Genomic DNA, 22,749 nt, shown 5'->3' on the forward strand with positions numbered 1-22,749 from the left:
CGGAGGTGCCCGCGGATCAGTATCCTCCCCTCCCGCGCCGCGGCAGTCGGCCGCCGGCCGAGGACGCCACGGGGGTCCCGTTGTCCACCCCAGCCACCGGCGGGCCGCCGCCGGAGCAGAACCCGCCGCCCGTTCCGCCCCCTCGACCGGCCCCGTCGGCTCCGCCGCCCCCGGTGCCCTCGGCGCCCGTCGAGGGCCCGGCACCGACCGCCGAACCGGCAGCCGCGCCGGAGCCACCGGGTCCGTCCATCTGGGACACCCTGTTCGAACGGATCGCGCCAGGCGCCCAGGTGCCTGCCTCGCGAAGGACCCGGTTCCTGTTCCAGAGCCTGCTGGTGATCGTCGCGGGGCTGCTGGCCACCGCCGCACTGGGCCAGGTCATCACCTACGGCTACGACACCTGGTTCGCGAAGTCCCGGGCCCAGGCCGAGGACGACGCCCAGAGGCAATTGGACCAGGAGGAGGCCCCCTTCACCGCAAGGGCGGAGGCCGACGTCTCGGCGCTCGACGGCAATGACTGGACGATCGTCCTGGACCGGCCGCTCACCGCTGCCGAGGTGCGCTCGCTCGAGGCGCTGGACTCGCTCGCGAGCACGTACCCCCGGGATGCGTGGCAGCTCCTGGGGCCACTGGGAGGGCGGGTGATCGGCCCCGTCCCGCGTCTGCAGATGGTGCACTACGGTGGCGACTTCCTCCCCGACGGCCCGACGACCGTGGTCCGGCTGAACCTCTTCAGCGAACGGACCGCCCAGCTGTCGGTCACCGGCATGCAGGCGCGGATCGTCCGCTGCGGCCCTTCGTCCGCGCGCTTCGTGCTGCGCCATCCGCCCCAGGGCGAGGCCTTCTATCCAGGTGTCCTCTTCGATCTGCGCCGGAAGAACCCGGTGCCCGTCGTCACCGACGAGGGCAAGGACCAGGGCCGCGCCTACTTCGACCAGCGGAAGATCGACCTGGGCGGCGGCAACACTCCGGGCGGCCTTCGCGTGGCGGCCACGGTGGGCGAGGAGAGCTGCGACTGGGAGATCAAGGCCACGTACGAGGACGCGGCGGGCGGCGGGGAGGTGGTGCTCCGGAACGGCGACCGCCCGTTCCGGGCCGAGTCGCCGCCCAGGGCACCGGACCAGCTCTTCCTCTACCACTCCACTCTGATGCGAGTCGTCCCCTGCCACGGACCGCAGTACGCGACCGACGTGATCTGCCGTTCCCACCTTCGGGACCCATGACACAATCACCCTCGCCTAAGCGTTTGCTCAGGCAGATCAGCAGATAGCCGTACGAAGACGAACGGAGCCGGGCCCATGGGTGAGCAGCAGCACGTGAAGTTCCCGCAGGAGGTCATCGACGAGTACGCCTCGCTCGGTGTGGACCTGCCCGCGCTCTTCTCGGCCGGGCACCTCGGGAACCGGATGGGCGTGCAGATCCTGGAGGCCTCGGCGGAGCGCGTGGTCGGGACCATGCCGGTGGAGGGCAACACCCAGCCGTACGGGCTGCTGCACGGCGGGGCATCGGCGGTGCTGGCCGAGACGCTGGGGTCGATCGGGTCGATGCTGCACGGCGGGGTGTCCCGGATCGCCGTCGGCGTGGACCTGAACTGCACCCACCACCGCGGGGTGCGCAGCGGCCTGGTGACCGGTGTGGCGACGCCCGTGCACCGGGGGCGGTCCACCGCCACGTACGAGATCGTGATCACCGACGAGCAGGACAAGCGGGTCTGCTCGGCGCGGCTGACCTGCCTGCTGCGTGAGGCCGGCGCGAAGGACGCGGGCAACCTGCCGGACGCCGGCCGGGTCGACGGCGCGGGCGCCTAGCACCCCCGCACACGAGCACACGCACGCACCGACCCGCACAACTCCCGCGGCCCCGTGGCGGATTACTCCGCCACGGGGCCGCGGCGCGTTTCAACTCCCCTTCCCCCGACCCCCCCTTGCCCTCGCCGACCGCACACGCTTGACTGGCGCACCGTGAGCGTCGTAGCGCCGACTCCCCCGGGCCGCAGGCGGATCGCCGCCGGCGTGGCCGGCTGCGCCCTGCTCCTGGCCGTCGGCTGCGGCGAGGCTCCGGCCCCCGGGCCGCGGCCGAGCAGCCCCGCGGACGTCTGTACGAACCTGGTGTCGTACTGGGTGAAAGAGGCGCTCAAGGGCAGCAAGTGGGCAGGGCTCGACTGGGAGCAGAAGGGGTTGTCCAACGAGCAGTACGTGATCCATGACGAGGTGCTGGCCGCGGCACGCGCCGAGGAGCGGCGGGCGGGCCGGGATTCGGCCCTCGCACTGGCCGATCGGGAGAGCCGGCGGCGGTGCGAGAAGGCGAAGGGGGCGACGGGAAGTTCCGAGAACTGGCGCCCGCCCAGCGAACAGAGAGTTCCCATAAACGGTGTCCAGCCATGATCACCGTAACGCTGAGTGACGTGCGCGCCGTGGCGGAACGGAGCGTTCCGGTCAGCTATCCGTCCGGTGACGTTGAGGGCGGTGTCCGATATCCGGATACCTCTCCGGGGGGCCGGTCAGGAGCCAAAACCACTCAAGCCCCTTAGCGGAACTGCATGTTCTCACTATGTGAACACTGCACTACGGCCAGTTATGCCCCGGTTTGCCCCCCGCCTGCACACCATCTCCCCCCGTCGGCATAACAAGACAGTCACATCATGACCTGGGCGCTCCCCGACCCTCCCCACCTGCGCCTAGAGTCACGGCCAGTCACCGCGCCGCCGGGCGCTTCGCCTCATGCACGGCCCTGCTCCACCCAGTACGGCCCGGCATCGAAAACGGCACCTCTAGCTACAAAGCTTCACGGCACCGCCTCAGCTCGAGGGGGCCGCGCCAGGGAAAGGATTCTTCGTGCGACACCGTTCCTTGCTCATCCTCACCAGCGTGCTCACGACCGGAGCACTCACTCTCACCGCCTGCGGTTCGCGCGACGACAAGGCCAACGGCGGCGGCGACAACGCCGGCGGCACCACGACCGTCGTGATCGGTGTCGACGCCCCGCTCACCGGTTCGCTCTCCGCGCTGGGCCAGGGCATCAAGAACTCCGTCGACCTGGCGGTCCAGACCGCCAACAAGAACAAAGAGGTCCCCGGGGTCACCTTCAAGATCGAGGCCCTCGACGACCAGGCCACCCCGGCCACCGGCAAGGCCAACGCCACCAAGCTCGTCGGCATCAAGGACGTCCTCGGCGTCGTCGGCCCGCTGAACTCCGGCGTCTCCCAGTCGATGCAGGCCGACTTCGACAAGGCCAACCTGACCCAGGTCTCGCCGGCCAACACCAACCCGTCGCTCTCCCAGGGCGACAACTGGGGCAAGGGCGAGTTCAAGCGTCCGTTCAAGACGTACTTCCGTACCGCCACCACGGACGTCATCCAGGGCAAGTTCGCCGCGAACTACCTGTTCAAGGACGCCGGCAAGAAGAAGGTCTTCGTCGTCAACGACAAGCAGACCTACGGCGCCGGCCTCGCCGCGATCTTCAGCGACGAGTTCAAGCGCCTCGGCGGCACCGTCGTCGGCACGGACTCCGTCACCGTGAAGGAGACCGACTTCTCCTCCACCGCCAACAAGATCAAGGCCTCGGGCGCCGACTCCGTCTACTTCGGCGGCCAGTACCCGGAGGGCGGTCTCCTCTCCGACCAGGTCAAGAAGGCCGGCGCGAAGATCCCCACCATGGGTGGCGACGGCATCTACGACCCCGAGTTCATCAAGGCGTCGGGCGAGGCCAACGACGGTGACCTGGCCACCTCGGTCGGCTACCCGGTCGAGAAGCTCCCCACCGCCAAGAAGTTCATCGACGACTACAAGGCGGCCGGCTACAAGGACGCGTACGCGGCCTACGGCGGCTACTCCTACGACGCCGCCTGGTCCATCATCCAGGCCGTGAAGGCCGTCGCCGCCGCCAACAACGGCAAGCTGCCCGAGGACGCCCGCGCCAAGGTCACCGAGGCCATGGCCAAGGTCTCCTTCGAGGGTGTGACCGGGACGGTCGCCTTCGACCAGTACGGCGACACCACCAACAAGCAGCTCACCGTCTACCAGGTCAAGAACGGCGCCTGGACCGACGTCAAGTCCGAGACCTTCAAGGACTGACCCCCGCACCGCCCCGCACAGCAACACGCACCACATGAACCAAGCCGCGCGAGGGCGCAAACAGCGCCCTCGCGCGGTGTCATATCCGACACGCTCATCGGAGGCCCTGCGGTGAACGAACTGCCGCAACAGCTGGCCGACGGCCTTGCCCTCGGGGCCCTTTACGGGCTCATCGCCATCGGTTACACGATGGTCTACGGCATCGTCCAGCTCATCAACTTCGCCCATGGCGAGATCTTCATGATCGGAGGCTTCGGCGCCCTCACGGCGTACACGATCCTCCCCGACGGCACCGCACTGGCCATCGCCATCCCGGTGATGCTGGTCGGAGGCGCGCTGGTCTCCGTGGCGGTGGCCACCGCTGCCGAACGCTTCGCCTACCGTCCCCTGCGCGGCGCCCCCCGCCTCGCCCCGCTGATCACGGCGATCGGCCTGTCGATCGTCCTCCAGCAGCTCATCTGGGGCTTCTACCCCGGCGCCAAGAGCGCCGTGAAGTTCCCCGAGTTCAAGGGCGACAGCTTCCAGATCTTCGAGAACCTGGCGATCTCCCGCGCCGACACGTTCGTCCTCGTCGCCGCCCCCGCCTGCATGCTCGCCCTCGGCATCTTCGTCCAGAAGAGCCGCAGCGGCCGCGCCATGCAGGCCACGGCCCAGGACCCGGACACCGCGAAGCTCATGGGCATCAACACCGACCGCATCATCGTGATGGCCTTCGCCATCGGCGCCGCCTTCGCGGCGGTCGCGGCGGTCGCCGAGGGCCTCGACAAGGGCCAGATCCGCTTCGAGATGGGCTTCCTGCTCGGCCTCAAGGCGTTCACCGCCGCCGTGCTCGGAGGCATCGGCAACATCTACGGCGCCATGATCGGCGGCGTGGTGCTCGGTCTCGCGGAAACCCTCTCCATCGCCTACGTCGAGCACATCCCCGGGATGGCGCAGTTCGGCGGCGGTGCCTGGAAGGACATCTGGGTCTTCTCCCTCCTCATCCTCGTGCTGCTGTTCCGGCCCCAGGGTCTGCTCGGACAACGCACAGCGGACAGGGCGTGATCGTGATGACGACCGACCTCACCAAGTCCCCCGAAGAGTCCGGCACCCCCGCCGTGACGGCGGAGAAGACCGCGGCGCCCCAGGGCCCGGGCCTCCTCCACTGGGCCGTCGCCGCCGGTGGCCTCGCCACCGTCGCCTCGACGTTCCTCGCCTGGACCTACACCACCGCGTTCCCCGGCGACCTCACCGTCACCGGCTACCCCGGCGGCCTCCAGGTCCTCACCCTGGTCGCCGGCGCGCTCCTGATCCTTTTCGCCCTCTCCGGGCTCGGCATCAAGGGCCTGCGCTGGCTGACCCCGGGCGGCTCCACGAAGGCACTGCGGTTCCTCGCCCTCGGCGCGTTCGCCACCACCTGGTACACCGTGCTCGCGATCGCCGTACAGCTCGGCGGCCTCGTGCACCTGGAGCCCGGCGGCTTCATAGCCGCCGTCGCCACGCTGGTCCCGCTGACCGCCTTCCTGCTGAAGGACGACTCGCGCAAGCCGGCCAAGCCCAGGGAGATCCCCTCCTGGGCGGAGATCCTCGTCCTCGTCGCGGCGTTCGCCATCGGCATGTACGCGGTGACCTACGGCATCTCCACCGAGTACGGCGAGCTGTTCATCGGCTACCTGCTCCTCGCGGGCTTCGCCGCGGCCGCCTTCAACAAGTCCGGCCTGATGTCCCGGGTCTCGGCCATCGCCTCCAAGAACAAGCAGGTCGCCGCCACCGCGGCGTTCGTCGCCGCGGCCGCGTTCCCCTTCACGCAGACCACGGACACGTTCACCGTCATCGCGGTCAACATCCTGATCTTCGCGACGGTCGCGCTCGGCCTCAACATCGTCGTCGGTCTGGCGGGTCTCCTCGACCTCGGCTACGTGGCCTTCCTCGGCGTCGGCGCCTACACCGCCGCCCTGGTGTCCGGGTCCACAGCCTCCGCCTTCGACATCCAGCTGCCGTTCTGGGCCGCCATCGTCATCGGCGCGCTCGTCGCCCTGGTCTTCGGCGTCGTCATCGGCGCGCCGACCCTGCGGCTGCACGGCGACTACCTCGCCATCGTGACCCTGGGCTTCGGAGAGATCTTCCGTATCACCGTCAACAACATGGACGGCGACAACGGTCCGCAGATCACCAACGGACCCAACGGCATCCCGAACATCCCGGCGCTCGACATCTTCGGCTACGACTTCGGCGCGACGCACACCGTCCTCGGTGTGGAGATCAGCTCGTACGCCAACTACTACCTGCTGATGCTGCTCGTCATGGTCTTCGTCGTCCTGGTCTTCAGCCGGGCGCAGGACTCCCGCATCGGCCGCGCCTGGGTCGCCATCCGCGAGGACGAGACCGCCGCCACCGCCATGGGCATCAACGGCTTCCGGGTCAAGCTCATCGCCTTCGCCCTCGGCGCCACCCTCGCCGGCGTCGCCGGCACGGTCCAGGCCCACTTCCAGGGCACGGTCCTCCCCGAGATGTACGTGTTCGCCGGCCCCGTCGCCCCGAACTCCGCGTTCCTCCTCGCGGCCGTCATCCTCGGCGGTATGGGCACCATCCGCGGCCCGCTCCTCGGCGCGGCGCTGCTCTTCCTGATCCCCGAGAAGCTGGCCTTCCTCAAGGACTACCAGCTGCTCGCGTTCGGCCTCGCGCTCATCCTGCTCATGCGCTTCCGCCCGGAGGGCCTCATCCCCAACCGGCGCGCGCAGCTCGAGTACCACGAGCACGACGAGGGCGCCGACAAGCTCGACGTACCGGAACAGCGGCTGTCCGCCGACTCCGGCGCCGGAACCGCGAAGGCGGGTGCGTGAACGCCATGACGACCACCACCACCACGAAGGCCACGGCCACCACGGTCCTCGACGCCAGCGGTGTCACGATGCGCTTCGGCGGACTCACCGCCGTGCGCGGGGTGGACCTGACCGTCCGCGAGGGCGAGATCGTCGGCCTCATCGGCCCCAACGGCGCCGGCAAGACGACCTTCTTCAACTGCCTCACCGGTCTGTACGTGCCGACCGAGGGCCAGGTCAGCTACAAGGGGACGGTGCTCCCGCCGAAGCCGCACCTGGTCACCCAGGCCGGCATCGCCCGCACCTTCCAGAACATCCGCCTCTTCTCCAACATGACGGTCCTGGAGAACGTCCTCGTCGGACGCCACACCCGGACCAAGGAGGGCCTGTGGTCCGCGCTGCTGCGCGGCCCCGGCTTCAAGAAGGCGGAGGCCGCCTCGCGCGAACGCGCCATGGAACTCCTGGAGTTCGTGGGCCTCGCCGCCAAGGCGGAGCACCTGGCCCGCAACCTGCCGTACGGCGAGCAGCGCAAGCTGGAGATCGCCCGCGCGCTCGCCAGCGACCCCGGTCTGCTGCTGCTCGACGAGCCGACGGCCGGCATGAACCAGAACGAGACCCGCACCACCGAGGAGCTGGTCTTCGCGATCCGGGACCTCGGCATCGCGGTCCTGGTCATCGAGCACGACATGAAGTTCATCTTCAACCTGTGCGACCGTGTGGCCGTCCTCGTCCAGGGCGAGAAGCTGGTCGAGGGCACGGCCGAGGTCGTGCAGGGCGACGAGCGCGTCGTGGCCGCCTACCTGGGCACGCCGTACGAGGGCGCGCCGGGCGCCGAGGAGGCGGCCGAGGTCGAGGCGGCCGAGGCCCACGCGGCCGAGGAGGCCGCCGAGGCCGACGAGAGCGCTGAGGCCGTCGAGACGGCTGAGGCCGACGAGGCCGCTGAGGCTGTCGAGGCCGCCGAGGCCGACGAGACCGCTGAGGCCGTCGAGGCCCCCGACGCCGACGAGACCGGCGAGTCCGAGGCCGACGAGGCCGACGACACCCCCGCGGCTGAGGCTCCGGCCGGCGAAGCCCCGGCCGACGAGGCGGCTCCGGCCGCCGACGCGGACAGCACCACCGAAGGAGACTCCAAGTGACCGCACTCCTCGAGGTCGAGGACCTCAGGGTCGCCTACGGCAAGATCGAGGCCGTCAAGGGCATCTCCTTCTCCGTCGAAGCCGGCCAGGTCGTCAGCCTGATCGGCACCAACGGCGCGGGCAAGACCACGACCCTGCGGACCCTCTCCGGCCTGATCAAGCCGGTCAGCGGGAAGATCACCTTCGACGGTCGAGTGCTCAACGGCATCCCGGCCCACAAGACGGTCTCGCTGGGCATGGCCCACTCCCCCGAGGGCCGGCACATCTTCCCCAAGCTGACCATCGCCGAGAACCTCCAGCTCGGCGCCTTCCTCCGCAAGGACAAGGACGGCATCGCGCAGGACATCCAGCGGTCCTACGAGCTCTTCCCGATCCTGGGCGAGCGCCGCAAGCAGGCCGCCGGCACCCTCTCGGGCGGTGAGCAGCAGATGCTGGCGATGGGCAGGGCGCTGATGTCCCGGCCGAAGCTGCTGATGCTGGACGAGCCGTCCATGGGTCTCTCCCCGATCATGATGCAGAAGATCATGGAGACGATCGCCACCCTGAAGGCGGAGGGCATGACGATCCTGCTCATCGAGCAGAACGCGCAGGCCGCCCTCTCGCTGGCGGACTACGGCTACGTGCTCGAGGTCGGCAAGATCAAGCTGTCCGGCACGGGCCAGGACCTGCTCGTCGACGACGAGGTCCGCAAGACGTACCTCGGCGAGGAGTAGCCCCTCCACCCCAAACGGAAGGCCCGCCCCACAGTGACGTGGGGCGGGCCTTCTTCGCTTGACTACCGCCGGCGACGACTGGCGACGACTTCGGGCCGGCCGCGCCTACTGGCCCTTCGCGGCCTTCTTCTCCTCGGCGTCCTCGATGACGGCCTCGGCGACCTGCTGCATCGACATGCGGCGGTCCATGGAGGTCTTCTGGATCCACCGGAAAGCGGCGGGCTCGGTCAGCCCGTACTGCGTCTGCAGGATCGACTTGGCGCGGTCGACGAGCTTGCGGGTCTCCAGACGCTGGGAGAGGTCGGCGACCTCCTTCTCCAGGGCGCGCAGCTCGGCGAAGCGGGAGACGGCCATCTCGATGGCGGGCACCACGTCGCTCTTGCTGAAGGGCTTGACCAGGTACGCCATGGCGCCGGCGTCCCGGGCGCGCTCGACGAGCTCGCGCTGCGAGAAGGCGGTCAGCATCAGGACCGGGGCGATGGACTCGCCGGCGATCTTCTCGGCCGCGGAGATGCCGTCGAGGACGGGCATCTTCACATCGAGGATCACCAGGTCGGGGCGGTGCTCGCGGGCCAGCTCGACGGCCGTGGCGCCGTCGCCGGCCTCGCCGACGACGGTGTAGCCCTCCTCCTCCAGCATCTCTTTGAGGTCGAGACGGATGAGGGCCTCGTCCTCGGCGATGACGACGCGGGTCGTCAGCGGCGGGACGTGGGACGCGGTGGCGGCGTCGTCGTCGGCGGCGGGCTGGGGCGACTCGGGGGCGGTCACGCGGGCTCCTCGTTCAAGGCCTCGTTCCAAGGGGGATCGAGGCGGATACAGCTCCCCATGAGCCTACCTACCTCCTGTAAGGTGGTGGTCCGCAGGGCCCATGCGGCCCTGTGTTTCCAAGGCCCCAGTACTCCAATTGGTCAGAGAGGCCGCTCTCAAACAGCGGACAGTGTGGGTTCGAATCCCACCTGGGGCACCTTCCATTGATTCCAAGGTTCCGCCTCCCGCTCGACTGTTCACCCACACTGGTGAACACCTCTTCGAATACGAGACGCGTGGACACTCCGCCCACGAAGCTCGCACGTATGTATGACCTTGCGACGCGCGCACACGCCCTCGCCCTCGTCTCCGATGGCCACAGCCTCAGCTCCGTGAGCAGACAGACCGGTATCTCGCGTTCCGCTCTGCGTGCCTGGCAGCTGCGCGACGGGGCTCCTCCGCACGCCAACGGACGGGCTTCCACCTGCGCGAGATGTCGCCCCCTCCCGGGCCCGCCCGACGACACGGCGGCGTACGCCTACCTGCTGGGCCTGTACCTCGGGGACGGCTGCATCAGCGACCATCCCCGGGGCGGCCGGTACCTCCGCATCGCGTGCGCGGACGCGTGGCCCGGGCTCATCGAGGCGTGTCGAACGGCGATCCTGGCGGTTCGCCCCGAGGGCAGCACCTGCGCCCTCCAAAAGCAGGGGTGCGTCATGGTGACCAGCTACGGCCGGCACTGGACGTGTCTGTTCCCCCAGCACGGCCCCGGCAGGAAGCACGAACGCCCCATCGTCCTCGAGACCTGGCAGCAGGAGATCGTCGAGGCCCGTCCGTGGGAGTTGCTCAGGGGGCTCATGCACTCCGACGGGTCGCGGATCGTCAACCGGACGCGGAAGACCATCGCCGGGCGGACGAAGCATTACGAGTACCCCCGCTACTTCTTCACCAACACGTCGGACGACGTCGTCCGGCTGTACACCGACACCCTGGACCGGGTCGGAGTCGCCTGGCGGAGCCGACGGCGGGCGACGGGGGCTCAGGACGTGTCCGTCGCCCGCCGGGACTCCGTCGCGCTCATGGACGCCCACGTCGGCCCGAAGTACTGAGCGTCAGCTGCTCACCGGGTCCCCGATGTGGTGGACGCGGACCAGGTTGGTGGAGCCCGCGACGCCGGGCGGGGAGCCGGCCGTGATGACCACGATGTCCCCCTTCTTGCAGCGGCCGATCCGCAGCAGTTCCTCGTCGACTTGGGCCACCATCGCGTCGGTGGAGTCGACGTGCGGGCCGAGGAAGGTCTCGACGCCCCAGGTGAGGTTGAGCTGGGAGCGGGTCGCCGGGTCGGGCGTGAAGGCGAGCAGCGGGATCGGCGAGCGGTAGCGGGAGAGCCGCTTGACGGTGTCGCCGGACTGGGTGAACGCGACCAGGAACTTCGCTCCGAGGAAGTCGCCGATCTCGGCGGCGGCCCGGGCCACGGCGCCGCCCTGGGTGCGGGGCTTGTTGCGCTCGGTCAGCGGCGGCAGGCCCTTGGCGAGGATGTCCTCCTCGGCGGCCTCGACGATCCGGCTCATGGTGCGCACGGTCTCGATCGGGTACTTGCCGACGCTGGTCTCGCCGGAGAGCATCACGGCGTCGGTGCCGTCGATGACGGCGTTGGCGACGTCGGAGGCCTCGGCGCGGGTGGGGCGCGAGTTGTCGATCATCGAGTCGAGCATCTGGGTGGCGACGATGACCGGCTTGGCGTTCCGCTTGGCGAGCTTGACGGCCCGCTTCTGGACGATCGGCACCTGCTCCAGGGGCATCTCGACGCCCAGGTCGCCGCGGGCGACCATGATGCCGTCGAAGGCGGCGACGATGTCGTCGATGTTCTCGACGGCCTGCGGCTTCTCGACCTTGGCGATGACCGGGATCCGGCGCCCTTCCTCGTCCATGATCCGGTGGACGTCCTCGACGTCGCGGCCGCTGCGGACGAAGGAGAGGGCGATGACGTCGGCGCCGGTGCGCAGGGCCCAGCGCAGGTCCTCGACGTCCTTCTCGGACAGGGCGGGGACGGAGACGGCGACTCCGGGCAGGTTGAGACCCTTGTTGTCGGAGACCATGCCGCCCTCGACGACCAGGGTGTGGACGCGGGGGCCGTCGACGGAGGTGACCTCGAGGGTGACCCGGCCGTCGTCGACGAGGATGCGCTCACCGGCGGTGACGTCACCGGCCAGGCCGGCGTAGGTGGTGCCGCAGCAGTGGCGGTCGCCCTCGACCGGCTCGACGGTGATGGTGAACTCGTCGCCGCGTTCAAGGAGTACGGGGCCCTCGCGGAATCGGCCGAGGCGGATCTTCGGGCCTTGAAGGTCGGCCAGGACGCCGACGCTGCGGCCGGTTTCGTCGGAGGCCTTGCGAACGCGCTGGTAGCGCTCCTCGTGCTCGACATAGCTGCCGTGGCTGAGGTTGAGGCGGGCCACGTCCATTCCGGCCTCGATCAACGCCTTGATCTGGTCGTATGTTTCGGTGGCGGGCCCAAGGGTACAAACGATTTTTGCTCGGCGCATGAGGCGAGCCTAGGGCTTACCCACGGGTAGCGAACGGGCCGGACATGACTACTCAACAACCTTTCCGTGAAAGGCTGTTGACAAGTCTTGAATCTGTGCACCTGACTGCTCCGATGAGCGGATTACGGGCCCGGCGCACGGTTGTCTCAGAGTACGGGCGGCGCCATGGTGAACCGCGCCGCGACCTCCGCCGTGACCGTCTGCCGCTGTGGCTCCAGGTCCAGCGCGGCGGGCGCCGGGACGGCCTCCGCGGCGAACGCCATCCGCGGGCTGCCCGTCCCGGCGGGGGCGAGCGGGGTGAGCCCGGTGTCGGAGAGTTCGAGCAGCGCCACCAGCGACGAGCCGAGCGACTGCGCGTACTCGCGGGCCCGCCGCACCGCCTCCCGTACGGCCTGCCGGCGCGCCTCCGCGTACGCCGGGGAGTCCGGGCGCAGCGCCCACCACGGCCCGTCCACCCGGGTCCACTCCAGGTCGGCGAGGCGGGTGGTCAGTTCGCCGAGGGCGGTGAAGTCGGTGAGCTCGGCCGACAGGTGCACCCAGCCCTGGTAGCCGCGCACGCGCTCGCCGCGGCCGTGCCGGGCGGGTTCGGGGGTGACGGACAGGCCGCCCGTCTCCAGCGTGGTCACGGCCTCGCCGTACGACTTGACGAGCGCGATCGCCTCGGCGTTACGGCCCGTCAGCGCGGCCAGGACCGAGGCCCGGTCGGTGCCCCTGGCGCGTACGGAGACTCCGATGCGGGCGAGCTCAGGTTCGACCTCGAGGCGGCCCTCGCCGCGGACCGTCACCTGGGGCGCCTCGGGGGTGGGGTGCGGCTGTGTCATACCGAACACTTTCCCACTCCGTAACCCGAAAGGGCTGTTGCGACAGTGCGGTCTGAGCCAGAATCTACGCGCGTTGTGCGCCGTGGGAGGCGCCGGCGTCACTGAACCAAAGGGGAGAGAACACATGCCGCTGAACCGCAGGACGTTCCTGGAGCGCTCGGCCGCCGCCGGGGCCGGAGTGGCCCTCACCGGCGCCGCCGCCGTCCCTGCCGAGGCCCACGGCGGCCACGGCCGCCCGCGTCCGCAGAAGCGGTACTCCTTCACCGTGATGGGCACCACCGACCTGCACGGAAACGTCTTCAACTGGGACTACTTCACGGACAGGGAGTTCGACGACAAGGCGCACAACGACGTCGGCCTCGCCAAGATCTCCACCCTGGTCGACCGGGTCCGCAAGGAGAAGGGCCGCCGCAACACCCTGCTCATCGACGCCGGCGACACCATCCAGGGCACCCAGCTGTCCTACTACTACGCCAAGGTCGACCCCATCACCCAGGCCGGCGGCCCGGTCCACCCGATGGCGCAGGCCATGAACGCCATCGGCTACGACGCCGCCGCGCTCGGCAACCACGAGTTCAACTACGGCATCCCGGTGCTCCGCAAGTTCCAGGAGCAGTGCGACTTCCCGCTGCTCGGCGCCAACGCGCTGGACGCGAAGACCCTGCGCCCGGCCTTCCCGCCGTACAGCATCCACCGGCTGCGCACCCCGCACGGCCGCGACGTCAAGGTCGCCGTCCTCGGTCTGACCAACCCCGGCATCGCCATCTGGGACAAGGCCAACGTCAGCGGCAGGATGGTCTTCCCCGGCCTCGAGGAGCAGGCGGCCAAGTGGGTGCCGAGGCTGCGCTCCCTGGGCGCCGACGTGGTCGTCGTCTCGGCGCACTCCGGTTCCAGCGGCACCTCCTCGTACGGTGACCAGCTCCCGTACGTCGAGAACGCGGCCGGGCTGGTCGCCGAGCAGGTCCCGGGCATCGACGCGATCCTCGTCGGCCACGCGCACACCGAGATCCCCGAGTACCGGGTCAGGAACAAGGAGACCGGCAAGGACGTCGTCCTGTCCGAGCCGCTCAAGTGGGGCCAGCGCCTCACCCTGTTCGACTTCGACCTGGTGTGGGAGAAGGGCCGCTGGGTCGTCGAGAAGGTCGGCGCGCAGGTGCTCAACTCCAACACGGTGGCCGAGGACCCGGAGATCACCGGGCTGCTCATCGACGAGCACAAGAAGGTCGTCGAGTACGTCAACCAGGTCATCGGCACCTCCACCGCCGCCATGACCACGGCCGACGCGCCGTGGAAGGACGAGCCGATCATCGACCTGATCAACGTCGTCCAGGCCGAGACCGTCAAGGCCGCCCTGGCCGGCGGCGCGTACGCGAGCCTGCCGGTGCTCTCCCAGGCCTCCTGCTTCTCCCGCACCGCCCGCATCCCGGCCGGCCAGGTCACCATCAAGGACGCCGCGGGGCTCTACCCCTTCGAGAACACCCTGGAGGCGCGCCTGATGACGGGCGCCCAGCTGAAGGACTACCTGGAGTTCTCGGCGCGGTACTACGTGCAGACCCCGGCGGGCTCCCCCGTCGACACGTCGAAGCTGACCAACGCGGACAACACCCCGGACTACAACTACGACGCCGTGTCGGGTCTGACCTACGACATCGACGTCGCCAAGCCGGTGGGTCAGCGGATCGCGAACCTCGCCTTCCAGGGCAAGCCGCTCGACCCGGCCGCGCAGTTCGTGCTCGCGGTCAACAACTACCGGGCCAGCGGCGGCGGCGCCTTCCCGCACGTGGCCAAGGCCCAGCAGCTGTGGGCGAACTCGGAGGAGATCCGCAACACGATCATCCAGTGGGTGAAGGCGAAGGGGACGGTGGACCCGGGCGGGTTCGCGTCGGTGGACTGGAAGCTCACCCGCGACGGCGTGCCGGTCTTCTGATCCCCCGTTCTCAATGCTGTACGAGAGGCGTCAGCTTCTGGCCCTGGGCCGGAATGCCCGGCGCCTCTCGCGCGTCCAGGCCGAAGCTGGTGAAGGCGGTGCGGCGCGGCAGCGGGTACGGCTCCTTGCCGGTGACCGAGTTGAGGATGACGGCGCTGCGCCAGGCGGCGAGCCCCAGGTCGGGGGCGCCGACGCCGTGGGTGTGCTTCTCCGCGTTCTGCACGTAGACCGAGCCGGTGACCGAGTCGTCCAGGACGAGCCGGTACGCGGCGTCGATCCGGGCCCGGCCGGCCGAGTCGTGGCGCAGATACGGGTCGAGGCCGGCGAGCATCCGCTCCACGGGGCGTTCGCGGTAGCCGGTGGCGAGGACGACGGCGTCGGTGGTGAGCCGGGAGCGGCTGGCCTGCTGGACGTGTTCCAGGTGGAGCTCCACCTTGGTGGTGGCGACCCGGCCCGCGGTGCGGACCCGCACGCCCGGGGTGAGGACGGCGTCCGGCCAGCCGCCGTGCAGGGTGCGGCGGTAGAGCTCGTCGTGGAGTGCGGCGATGGTGTCGGCGTCGATGCCCTTGTGCAGCTGCCACTGGCGGGGCACGAGTTCGTTGCGTACGGGCTCGGGGAGCGCGTGGAAGTAGCGGGTGTAGTCGGGGGTGAAGTGCTCCAGGCCCAGCTTGGAGTACTCCATCGGGGCGAACGCCTCGGTGCGGGCCAGCCAGTGCAGCCGCTCGGCCCCGGCCGGGCGGGCGCGCAGCAGGTCGAGGAAGATCTCGGCGCCGGACTGGCCGGAGCCGATGACGGTGACGTGTCCGGCGGCGAGCAGGGCCTCGCGGTGGGTGAGGTAGTCGGCGGAGTGGATGACCGGTACGCCGGGCGCTTGGGCGAGCGGGCGGAGCGGCTCGGGGACGTACGGCTCGGTGCCGACGCCGAGGACGACGTTACGGGTGTGGGTGCGGCCCAGCGCCTCGGCCTCGCCGTCGGCGTCGAGCTGGGTGAAGTCGACCTCGAACAAGCGGCGTTCGGGGTTCCAGCGGACCGAGTCGACCTGGTGGCCGAAGTGGAGTCCCGGCACCAGCTCGCTGACCCAGCGGCAGTAGGCGTCGTACTCGGCACGCTGGATGTGGAAGCGCTCGGCGAAGTAGAAGGGGAAGAGCCGGTCGCGGGAGCGCAGGTAGTTGAGGAAGGACCAGGGGCTGGCCGGATCGGCGAGGGTCACCAGGTCGGCGAGGAAGGGCACCTGGAGGGTGGCGCCCTCGATGAGGAGCCCGGGGTGCCAGTGGAAGGCGGGCCGTTGCTCGTAGAAGGCGGTGTCGAGGCCCCCGGGGACACCGTGGGCGAGGGCGGCGAGCGAGAGGTTGAACGGGCCGATGCCGACACCCACGAGGTCGTGCGGCCGGTCGAGGTCGTGCTGCGGGATGCTGCCGGTCATCGGTCGGTGCCGCCTTCCACGAGGGTGATGATCTGTGCCAGGTCGCCGGGGGTGGCGTGGGGGTTGAGCAGGGTGGCCTTGAGCCACAGCCGGCCGTCGGCCTCGGCCCGGCCGAGGACCGCGCGGCCCTCGGCGAGGAGGGTCCGGCGGATGTCGGCGACGGCGGCGTCGGCGAGGTCGTACGGGCGAAACAGGACGGTCGTGAGGGTGGGCCGCGCGTACAGCTCGAGGCCGGGCGCCTTCTCCACCAGGTCGGCCAGCTCCCCGGCGAGACCCATGCACGTGTCGACGAGGGAGCCGAGGCCCGAGCGGCCGAGGGCGCGCAGGGTCACGGCGGTCTTGAGGACGTCGGGGCGGCGGGTGGTGCGCAGGGAGCGGCCGAGGAGGTCGGGGAGCCCGGCGGCGGTGTCGTCGTCGGCGTTCAGGTAGTCGGCGGTGTGCCCGAGTACGGCGAGGTCGTCGGCGTCGCGTACGGCGAGGATTCCGGCGGCGGCGGGCTGCCAGCCCAGCTTGTGCAGGTCGACCGTGACGCTGCGGGCCCGGTCGAGACCGGCGAGGAGCGGGCGGTGGGCGGCGCTGAACAGGACGGGCCCGCCGTAGGCCGCGTCGACGTGCAGCTCGGCGCCGTGGGCCGCGCACAGGTCGGCGATCTCGGGGAGCGGGTCGATGAGTCCGGCGTCGGTGGTGCCCGCGGTCGCCGTGACGAGGAGGGGGCCGGTCAGGTCGGTGAGGGCCTCGTCCAGGGCGACGGGGTCCATGGTGCCGTTCGGGGCGGGGACGACGACCGGCTCGGGCAGGCCCAGGATCCAGGCGGCGCGCCGGAAGGAGTGGTGGGCGTTGGCGCCGGCGACGGTCTGGACGGTGCGGTGCCGCTCCCGGGCGAGGAGCAGCGCGAGCTGGTTGGACTCGGTGCCGCCGGTGGTGACGAGGGCGTCGGGGCGGGGTGCGGCGGGGAACACCTCGGCGGCGAGGGCTGCGGTGACCAGGGCTTCGAGCGCGGCGGCGGCCGGGGCCTGGTCCCAGGAGTCCAGGGAGGGGTTGAGCGCGGAGGCGGCGAGATCGGCGGCGGCCGCGAGGGCGAGGGGTGGGGTGTGGAGGTGGGCCGTGCACAGGGGGTGGGCGGGGTCGGCGGCGCCGGCGGCGAGGGCGTGCACGAGGGTGCGGAGGGCTTCGGTGGGGCCGGTGCCCTTCTCGGGCAGGGCCTGCCCGAGGGCCTGCCGGATGTGGCCGTCCACGGCGTCCGGGCCCCCGGCCGGGAGGGGTCCGCCGCGGGTGGCGGCCCCCTCGGTGAGGGCGTCGAGGACGGTGTCGAGGAGGCGGCGCAGGGTGGGGGTGTCGGCGGCGAGGGCTGGGGGTTCGGCACGCATGGACGACAGGGTGCCGGGGGTTGTCGGGGTTTGTCCGGAGAGTACGGTCGTGTACCCCGAACGGGGGACACGGGCTCTGTACTGGGCGCCGTGCCCCGGTAGTAGGGGACGGGTGCGGCAGAGGGGGCGGGTGCGGCAGAGGGGGGCGGGTGCGGCAGAGGGGGCGGGTGCGGCCCGGTGGTCGGGTTGCGCCCGCCCGTCCCGCCTGTGGGACGACTGCCCGGGGCCCGACGGCGGGGTGGGCCCCGGCGCGGGCGGGGCCCGGCCCCGCGGCTAGCCGCGGACCCGCAGGGCCCGGCGCAGGTCGTCGAGCTGGTCGACGAGTTTGCGGTGGAGGGCCGGGGTGGTGGGGGTCTGCGCGAGGTGGCGCTCGCCCAGGGTCAGGGAGGTCGCGTCGATCGCGTAGGAGGGGAAGGCCCAGCGGCCTGCCGCCTCGGCCATGGCGGGGCCCCGGCGGGTGGCGAGGGCGGTGGCGGCGGGGTAGAAGCGGGCGACGTAGTCCCGTACCAGGTCGGACTGTTCGGGCTTCCAGAAGCCCTGGGCGGTGGCCGTGAACAGGTAGTTGGAGAGGTCGTCGGTGTCGAACATCGCCGCCCATGCGGCCGCCTTCGCCTCCGCCGTCGGCAGGGCGGCGCGACAGCGGGCGGCGCCCTCCTGGCCGCTGGCGCTCGGGTCGCGGTCGAGCTCGGCGGCGATCGCGGCCTCGTCGGTCGCGCCGAGGACCGCGAGGCGGGCGAGGATGCGCCAGCGGAGCTCGGGGTCGAGCTCGGGGCCGCCGTGGACGGTGCCTTCCTCGAGCCAGGAGGCGATCTTGTCGGGGGTGGTGGCGCTGTCGATGTAGGTGCGTACGGCGGTCAGGCGCAGGCCGGGCGCCTCGCCGTCCTCGGTGCGGCGCATCAGGTCGCGGGCGATCTCGCAGATCGTGGCGAGGGCGGCGGGCCGGTCGGCCTCGGAGAGGTAGCGGTCGGCGATCTGCGTTCGGGCGAAGCCCAGGACGCCCTGCACGACGGCGAGTTCGGTCTCGCCGCAGAGGTGGGCGCGGGCGGTCTCCAGGTAGGCGGAGGGCTCGAGGACGCCGTCGCGGACCGTATCGCGCAGGTTGTTCCAGACGACGGCTCGGGTCAGCGCGTCGGGGATGCGGGACAGCGAGCGCAGCGCCGTCTCCTCGGACACCTCGTCGAAGCGCATCTTCGCGTACGTGAGGTCGGCGTCGTTGAGGACCACGAGGGCCGGGCGCGGGCCGGTGAGGTCGAGCGGGGCCTCCTGCGGGACGTCGGCCCACGGCCGCTCGCGCAGCACGAGGTCGCCGGCGGCGTCGCGGTCGTACACGCCGACGGAGAGGCGGTGCGGCCGGCTGCCGTCGTGGTCCACGCCGAGCCGCCAGCGGTTGCCCTCGCCCGTGAGGCGCGGGGTGAGGGTGTCGACGCCGGTGGTGCGCAGCCACTGCTCGGCCCAGCCGTGGACGTCGCGGTCGGTGGCGGCGGCCAGGTTGTCGATGAAGTCGGCGAGGGTGGCGTTGCCGAACCGGTGCCGCTTGAAGTGGATGTTGATGCCGGCGAGGAAGTCCTTCTCGCCCATCCAGGCGACGAGCTGCCGCAGCGCCGAGGCGCCCTTGGCGTAGGAGATGCCGTCGAAGTTGAGGAGGGCGGAGGCGGTGTCGGGGACGGCGTCGGGGTCGGGGGCGACCGGGTGGGTGGAGGGGCGCTGGTCGGCCTCGTAACCCCAGGCCTTGCGCGTGACGCCGAAGTCGATCCAGGTGTCGGCGAAACGGTCGGAGCAGGCCTCGTTGACGGTCTGGAAGCCCATGTACTCGGCGAAGGACTCGTTGAGCCAGATGTCGTCCCACCAGCGCAGGGTGACGAGGTCGCCGAACCACATGTGGGCCATCTCGTGGGCGATGACCATGGCGCGGGTCATCCGCTCGGTGTCGGTGACGGCGGAGCGGAAGACGAACTCGTCGCGGAAGGTGACGAGTCCGGGGTTCTCCATGGCGCCCGCGTTGAACTCGGGGACGAAGGCCTGGTCGTACGAGTCGAAGGGGTACGGCTCGTCGAACTTCTCGTGGTAGCGGTCGAAGCAGGCCTTGGTGATGTCGAGGATCTCGTCGGCGTCGGCGTCGAGGTGGGGGGCGAGCGAGCGGCGGCAGTGGATGCCGAAGGGCAGGCCGGCGTGCTCGGTGCGGACCGAGTGCCAGGGTCCGGCGGCGACGCAGACGAAGTAGGTGGAGAGCAGCGGGGTGGGGGCGGCGGTCCAGCGGCCGTCGGACTGCTGCTCGGTGATGCCGTTGGACAGGACGGTCCAGCCGTCGGGGGCGGTGACGGAGACCTCGAAGACGGCTTTGAGGTCGGGCTGGTCGAAGGCGGCGAAGACGCGCTGGACGTCCTCCATGAACAGCTGGGTGTAGACGTACGCCTCGCCGTCGGTGGGGTCGGTGAAGCGGTGCATGCCCTCGCCGGTGCGCGAGTAGCGCATGGTGGTGGCGATGCTGAGGGTGTGCTCGCCTTCGGTGAGGGTGAGGGAGAGCCGGTTGCCGTCGAGGGCCGCGGGGTCGAGCCGCTCGCCGTCGAGGACGGCGGAGTGGAGGGTTTCCGGCTTGAGCTCGACGAAGGTGTCCCCGGCGGCGCGGGCGGTGAACCTGATGAGGCTGGTGGACTCGAAGGTCTCGTCGCCGGTGGTGAGGTCGAGGTCCACGGTGTAGTGGTGGACGTCGAGGAGCTGGGCACGGGTCTGCGCTTCGTCGCGCGTCAGTACGGACATGGGCCCATGCTGCCTGATGAGACCGGGCAGGGGTACGGCGATCCCGCAATGCCCGATTGCGCCATGTTGCCCGGTTAGGGCCTGATCCGCCGGTCCGCCGGAGGCCCGGGACGCCCCTAGGCCAGGCCCGTGCCGTCGAGGTGGGCGAAGGCCGCGGAGATCCGGGGCCGGTCGTAGCCGGCGGGTCCCTTGGCGCCGCTGGAGAGCAGGGCGTGCAGCAGCAGCCGGGCCTTGACGGGGGCGAGCGGGCCGGCCGGGACGAGGCCGCGGTGCAGCAGGTCGTACTCGGAGCCGGGGCCGCGGTAGGTGTGCGAGAGGGTGGCGCCCGCGCCCGTACGGGAGGCGAGGACGACCGGCATCCGCTCGGCGAGCGCGGCCAGCGGCTCGACGAGCCAGCCGGGGACGTGGCCCGCGCCGAAGGCGGCGACGACCAGGCCGTCGTACCGCTCGGCGACGGTGTCGAGGAGGTCGCCGCGGTCGCCGACCGAGAGGGTGAGGAGGGCGACCCGTACGGCGGGGTCGAAGGAGAGGTGGCACGGCGCGGCCGCTCCGGCGGGGCGGAGCAGGATGCGCGGTTCGCCCTCCACGACGGCGCCGAGGGGGCCCGCGCCGGGCGAGGCGAAGGTGGCGACGGAGGTGGTGTGGCTCTTGTGGGCGAAGCGGGCGGCGTGGATCTCGTCGGCGAGGACCACGAGGACGCCGAGGCCGCGGCAGCCGGGGGCGGCGGCGACGGCGAGGGCCGCGGCGAGGTTGGCGGGGCCGTCGGCGCCGGGCAGGTCGGGGCGGCGCATGGCGCCGGTGACGACGACCGGCTGTTCGGTGGTGCACAGCAGGTCGAGGAGGAAGGCGGTCTCCTCCAGGGTGTCGGTGCCCTGGACGACGACGACGCCGGAGCCGGCGGCGACGGTCGCCCGCACCTCGTCGGCGAGCTCGGCCAGGTCCTCGAAGGAGAGCGAGGAGCTGGGCACCCGGCGGAAGTCGCGCAGCTCGACGTCGAGGTCGGGGCCGGTGGCCGCACCGAGCTCGGCGAGCACCTCGGTGCCGGTCATGCGCGTCGCGTCACCGCCTCGCGCGGAGATGGTTCCCCCCAGCGTGAATACGGTGACGCGCGCCATCAGCGTGCTCCGTCCGCGATCGTCTCGTGGTGGCGGATGACCTCCGCGATGATGAAGTTCAGCAGCTTCTCCGCGAACGCCGGGTCCAGTTTCGCGCTCTCGGCGAGTTCGCGCAGCCGGGCGATCTGGCGCGCCTCGCGGGCCGCGTCGGCGGGCGGCAGGTTGTGCTCGGCCTTGAGGACGCCGACCTGCTGGGTGCACTTGAAGCGTTCGGCGAGCATGTGGACGACCGCCGCGTCGATGTTGTCGATGCTCTCCCGCAGCCGGGTCAGCTCGGCGCGTACGGACTCGTCGATGCCGGTGGTGGCGCTGGGGTCACTGGTCTCGCTCATGATGGGCGAGCCTATCCGGATCTCGGGGGGATCGTGGGCGGGTGTTCGGGATCCGGAACGGTGTTGCTCCAGCCGCCGTGGACGGTCCTGCCCTGCTGCTCGCGGAAGCGGATCGGGGCGGTGCCGACGCGACGGGTGAAGAGCCGGGAGAAGTAGGCGGGGTCGTCGTAGCCGACCCGGCGGGCGACGGCTGCGACGGGCAGGTCGGTGGCGGCGAGCAGCTCCTTGGCGCGGCCGAGGCGGACGGTGAGCAGGTAGTCCTTGGGGCTGCAGCCGGCGGCGCGACGGACGGCGGTGCGCAGCTCGGCGGGGGTCATGCCGTGCCGGGTGGCGTGTTCGGCGACGGTGAGGCGGGTGAAGGCGTCACGGGCGAGGGCGGCGAGGACGGGGGCGCCGTCGGCGTTGGTGTCGGCGCGGGCGCGGCGCAGGGCGACGAGGAGTTCGTGGACGGCGGCGGCGGTCTCGACCTCCAGGAGGGGGTTGCCGGGGCGGGCGGCGCGGGCGATGCGGCCGATGGCGGCGCGGGCGGGGGCGGCGTCGGAGAGGGGGACGACGGGCCGCTCGGGTTCGATGTAGCCGAGTTCGGTGTAGGTGGCGGTGGCGGGACCGGTGAAGTCGACGAAGGACTCGTCCCAGCCGGTGCCGGGGTCGGCGGAGTAGTGGTGCGGGGCGCCGGGGGTGAGCCAGATCAGCGCGGGCGCGGTGACGGTGGTGCGGCGGCCGTCGGGGCCCCGGTACCAGCCGCTGCCGGAGCTGACGACGACGGCGACGTGGTGGTCGAGGGTGCGCGGGCCGACGGCGGGCAGCGCGCCGTGCTGGAGTCCGACGCCGAGGCAGACCAGGCCGAGGCGGTGGTGGACGGGGCCGGGCGTGAAGTAGCGCATCCAGGTGTGGTACATCGCGCGGCAGCCTCCCGAGCACCCGACTGAACGTCCAAACTGCGACGATCTTTGTCCATGGACCGGTCCGCCGCCAGAGGGCGAAGGTGAGGCGC

At 71.1% G+C, this 22,749-nt stretch carries 19 protein-coding genes and 1 tRNA gene; 11 read left to right on the top strand and 9 right to left on the bottom strand.

Annotated features, from left to right (window positions below):
• The first annotated feature begins 290 nt into the window (after nucleotides 1–290).
• From ACIGEZ_RS01025 to ACIGEZ_RS01060, 8 genes are all read left to right on the top strand, one after another.
• Entirely contained in the window at nucleotides 291–1,223 is a 933-nt protein-coding gene (locus ACIGEZ_RS01025; RefSeq protein WP_399824430.1) for a hypothetical protein, read from the top strand.
• A 75-nt stretch (nucleotides 1,224–1,298) separates the two neighbouring features.
• The gene (locus ACIGEZ_RS01030) at nucleotides 1,299–1,808 is read left to right on the top strand and encodes a PaaI family thioesterase (protein WP_399824431.1); all 510 of its coding nucleotides are present in this window, start codon (nucleotides 1,299–1,301) and stop codon (nucleotides 1,806–1,808) included.
• A 153-nt stretch (nucleotides 1,809–1,961) separates the two neighbouring features.
• Nucleotides 1,962–2,384: a hypothetical protein gene (locus ACIGEZ_RS01035; protein WP_399824432.1), complete on the top strand. Its 423-nt coding sequence runs from the start codon at nucleotides 1,962–1,964 to the stop codon at nucleotides 2,382–2,384.
• 450 nt (nucleotides 2,385–2,834) lie between these two features.
• Nucleotides 2,835–4,073 (top strand): branched-chain amino acid ABC transporter substrate-binding protein, encoded by a 1,239-nt coding sequence (locus ACIGEZ_RS01040; protein WP_399824433.1) that lies wholly within the window; start codon nucleotides 2,835–2,837, stop codon nucleotides 4,071–4,073.
• A gap of 111 nt (nucleotides 4,074–4,184) precedes the next feature.
• Nucleotides 4,185–5,117 carry a branched-chain amino acid ABC transporter permease gene (locus ACIGEZ_RS01045; protein ID WP_399824434.1) on the top strand — a complete coding sequence of 311 codons (933 nt, stop codon included), beginning with the start codon at nucleotides 4,185–4,187 and terminating at the stop codon, nucleotides 5,115–5,117.
• 5 nt (nucleotides 5,118–5,122) lie between these two features.
• Nucleotides 5,123–6,895, top strand: a complete 1,773-nt coding sequence (locus ACIGEZ_RS01050; RefSeq protein ID WP_399824436.1) for a branched-chain amino acid ABC transporter permease — start codon at nucleotides 5,123–5,125, stop codon at nucleotides 6,893–6,895.
• A 5-nt stretch (nucleotides 6,896–6,900) separates the two neighbouring features.
• Nucleotides 6,901–8,010, top strand: coding sequence for an ABC transporter ATP-binding protein (locus ACIGEZ_RS01055; RefSeq protein WP_399826149.1), 1,110 nt, complete (start codon nucleotides 6,901–6,903; stop codon nucleotides 8,008–8,010).
• The gene (locus tag ACIGEZ_RS01060; RefSeq protein ID WP_399824438.1) at nucleotides 8,007–8,723 is read left to right on the top strand and encodes an ABC transporter ATP-binding protein; all 717 of its coding nucleotides are present in this window, start codon (nucleotides 8,007–8,009) and stop codon (nucleotides 8,721–8,723) included. Before ACIGEZ_RS01055 ends, ACIGEZ_RS01060 begins: the two co-directional genes overlap by 4 nt.
• A 105-nt stretch (nucleotides 8,724–8,828) precedes the next feature.
• Here the strand turns inward: ACIGEZ_RS01060 and ACIGEZ_RS01065 are convergent, their stop codons facing one another.
• Nucleotides 8,829–9,491 carry an ANTAR domain-containing response regulator gene (locus ACIGEZ_RS01065; RefSeq protein WP_399824439.1) on the bottom strand — a complete coding sequence of 221 codons (663 nt, stop codon included), beginning with the start codon at nucleotides 9,489–9,491 and terminating at the stop codon, nucleotides 8,829–8,831.
• 121 nt (nucleotides 9,492–9,612) lie between these two features.
• Between ACIGEZ_RS01065 and ACIGEZ_RS01070 the strand changes: the two genes are divergently transcribed.
• Nucleotides 9,613–9,687 (top strand) — tRNA-Leu (locus tag ACIGEZ_RS01070).
• Nucleotides 9,688–9,796: 109 nt separating this feature from the next.
• Nucleotides 9,797–10,579 (top strand): helix-turn-helix domain-containing protein, encoded by a 783-nt coding sequence (locus ACIGEZ_RS01075; RefSeq protein ID WP_399824440.1) that lies wholly within the window; start codon nucleotides 9,797–9,799, stop codon nucleotides 10,577–10,579.
• Between the two features lie 3 nt (nucleotides 10,580–10,582).
• Here ACIGEZ_RS01075 and pyk read toward each other — a convergent pair whose 3' ends face one another.
• On the bottom strand, nucleotides 10,583–12,013 hold the full coding sequence (gene pyk / locus ACIGEZ_RS01080) for a pyruvate kinase (RefSeq protein WP_399824441.1): 1,431 nt from the start codon (nucleotides 12,011–12,013) through the stop codon (nucleotides 10,583–10,585).
• A 146-nt stretch (nucleotides 12,014–12,159) separates the two neighbouring features.
• On the bottom strand, nucleotides 12,160–12,834 hold the full coding sequence (locus ACIGEZ_RS01085) for an SIMPL domain-containing protein (protein WP_399824443.1): 675 nt from the start codon (nucleotides 12,832–12,834) through the stop codon (nucleotides 12,160–12,162).
• A gap of 124 nt (nucleotides 12,835–12,958) precedes the next feature.
• Here ACIGEZ_RS01085 and ACIGEZ_RS01090 point away from each other — a divergent pair, with 124 nt between their 5' ends.
• Nucleotides 12,959–14,761, top strand: a complete 1,803-nt coding sequence (locus ACIGEZ_RS01090; RefSeq protein ID WP_399824444.1) for a 5'-nucleotidase C-terminal domain-containing protein — start codon at nucleotides 12,959–12,961, stop codon at nucleotides 14,759–14,761.
• Between the two features lie 10 nt (nucleotides 14,762–14,771).
• Here ACIGEZ_RS01090 and ACIGEZ_RS01095 read toward each other — a convergent pair whose 3' ends face one another.
• The 6 genes from ACIGEZ_RS01095 to ACIGEZ_RS01120 all read right to left on the bottom strand — a co-directional run bounded on the left by ACIGEZ_RS01095 (nucleotide 14,772) and on the right by ACIGEZ_RS01120 (nucleotide 22,654).
• Nucleotides 14,772–16,184 (bottom strand): lysine N(6)-hydroxylase/L-ornithine N(5)-oxygenase family protein, encoded by a 1,413-nt coding sequence (locus ACIGEZ_RS01095; RefSeq protein WP_399824446.1) that lies wholly within the window; start codon nucleotides 16,182–16,184, stop codon nucleotides 14,772–14,774.
• A complete protein-coding gene (locus tag ACIGEZ_RS01100; protein ID WP_399824447.1) occupies nucleotides 16,181–17,551 on the bottom strand; it encodes a pyridoxal phosphate-dependent decarboxylase family protein in 1,371 nt (456 codons plus the stop codon). Before ACIGEZ_RS01100 ends, ACIGEZ_RS01095 begins: the two co-directional genes overlap by 4 nt.
• A 273-nt stretch (nucleotides 17,552–17,824) precedes the next feature.
• Nucleotides 17,825–20,308, bottom strand: coding sequence for an aminopeptidase N (gene pepN / locus ACIGEZ_RS01105; protein WP_399824449.1), 2,484 nt, complete (start codon nucleotides 20,306–20,308; stop codon nucleotides 17,825–17,827).
• Nucleotides 20,309–20,424: 116 nt separating this feature from the next.
• Nucleotides 20,425–21,423, bottom strand: a complete 999-nt coding sequence (locus tag ACIGEZ_RS01110) for an asparaginase (RefSeq protein WP_399824450.1) — start codon at nucleotides 21,421–21,423, stop codon at nucleotides 20,425–20,427.
• Nucleotides 21,423–21,755 (bottom strand): chorismate mutase, encoded by a 333-nt coding sequence (locus ACIGEZ_RS01115; RefSeq protein WP_399824451.1) that lies wholly within the window; start codon nucleotides 21,753–21,755, stop codon nucleotides 21,423–21,425. The genes ACIGEZ_RS01110 and ACIGEZ_RS01115 overlap by 1 nt, the downstream gene beginning before the upstream one ends.
• An 11-nt stretch (nucleotides 21,756–21,766) precedes the next feature.
• On the bottom strand, nucleotides 21,767–22,654 hold the full coding sequence (locus tag ACIGEZ_RS01120; RefSeq protein WP_399824453.1) for a helix-turn-helix domain-containing protein: 888 nt from the start codon (nucleotides 22,652–22,654) through the stop codon (nucleotides 21,767–21,769).
• Between the last annotated feature and the right edge of the window lie 95 nt (nucleotides 22,655–22,749).

This window comes from Streptomyces sp. NPDC085481 (assembly GCF_044541845.1).
Taxonomy (GTDB): Bacteria; Actinomycetota; Actinomycetes; order Streptomycetales; family Streptomycetaceae; genus Streptomyces.

What these genes read in the sequence shown, in the direction of transcription:
- ACIGEZ_RS01030 (WP_399824431.1), top strand. Translation starts at nt 1,299, where the DNA reads ATGGGTGAGCAGCAGCACGTGAAGTTCCCGCAGGAGGTCATCGACGAG.
- ACIGEZ_RS01050 (WP_399824436.1), top strand. Translation starts at nt 5,123, where the DNA reads ATGACGACCGACCTCACCAAGTCCCCCGAAGAGTCCGGCACCCCCGCC.
- ACIGEZ_RS01055 (WP_399826149.1), top strand. Translation starts at nt 6,901, where the DNA reads ATGACGACCACCACCACCACGAAGGCCACGGCCACCACGGTCCTCGAC.
- ACIGEZ_RS01075 (WP_399824440.1), top strand. Translation starts at nt 9,797, where the DNA reads ATGTATGACCTTGCGACGCGCGCACACGCCCTCGCCCTCGTCTCCGAT.
- pyk (WP_399824441.1), bottom strand. Translation starts at nt 12,013, where the DNA reads ATGCGCCGAGCAAAAATCGTTTGTACCCTTGGGCCCGCCACCGAAACA.
- ACIGEZ_RS01085 (WP_399824443.1), bottom strand. Translation starts at nt 12,834, where the DNA reads ATGACACAGCCGCACCCCACCCCCGAGGCGCCCCAGGTGACGGTCCGC.
- ACIGEZ_RS01090 (WP_399824444.1), top strand. Translation starts at nt 12,959, where the DNA reads ATGCCGCTGAACCGCAGGACGTTCCTGGAGCGCTCGGCCGCCGCCGGG.
- ACIGEZ_RS01095 (WP_399824446.1), bottom strand. Translation starts at nt 16,184, where the DNA reads ATGACCGGCAGCATCCCGCAGCACGACCTCGACCGGCCGCACGACCTC.
- ACIGEZ_RS01100 (WP_399824447.1), bottom strand. Translation starts at nt 17,551, where the DNA reads ATGCGTGCCGAACCCCCAGCCCTCGCCGCCGACACCCCCACCCTGCGC.
- pepN (WP_399824449.1), bottom strand. Translation starts at nt 20,308, where the DNA reads ATGTCCGTACTGACGCGCGACGAAGCGCAGACCCGTGCCCAGCTCCTC.
- ACIGEZ_RS01110 (WP_399824450.1), bottom strand. Translation starts at nt 21,423, where the DNA reads ATGGCGCGCGTCACCGTATTCACGCTGGGGGGAACCATCTCCGCGCGA.
- ACIGEZ_RS01115 (WP_399824451.1), bottom strand. Translation starts at nt 21,755, where the DNA reads ATGAGCGAGACCAGTGACCCCAGCGCCACCACCGGCATCGACGAGTCC.
- ACIGEZ_RS01120 (WP_399824453.1), bottom strand. Translation starts at nt 22,654, where the DNA reads ATGTACCACACCTGGATGCGCTACTTCACGCCCGGCCCCGTCCACCAC.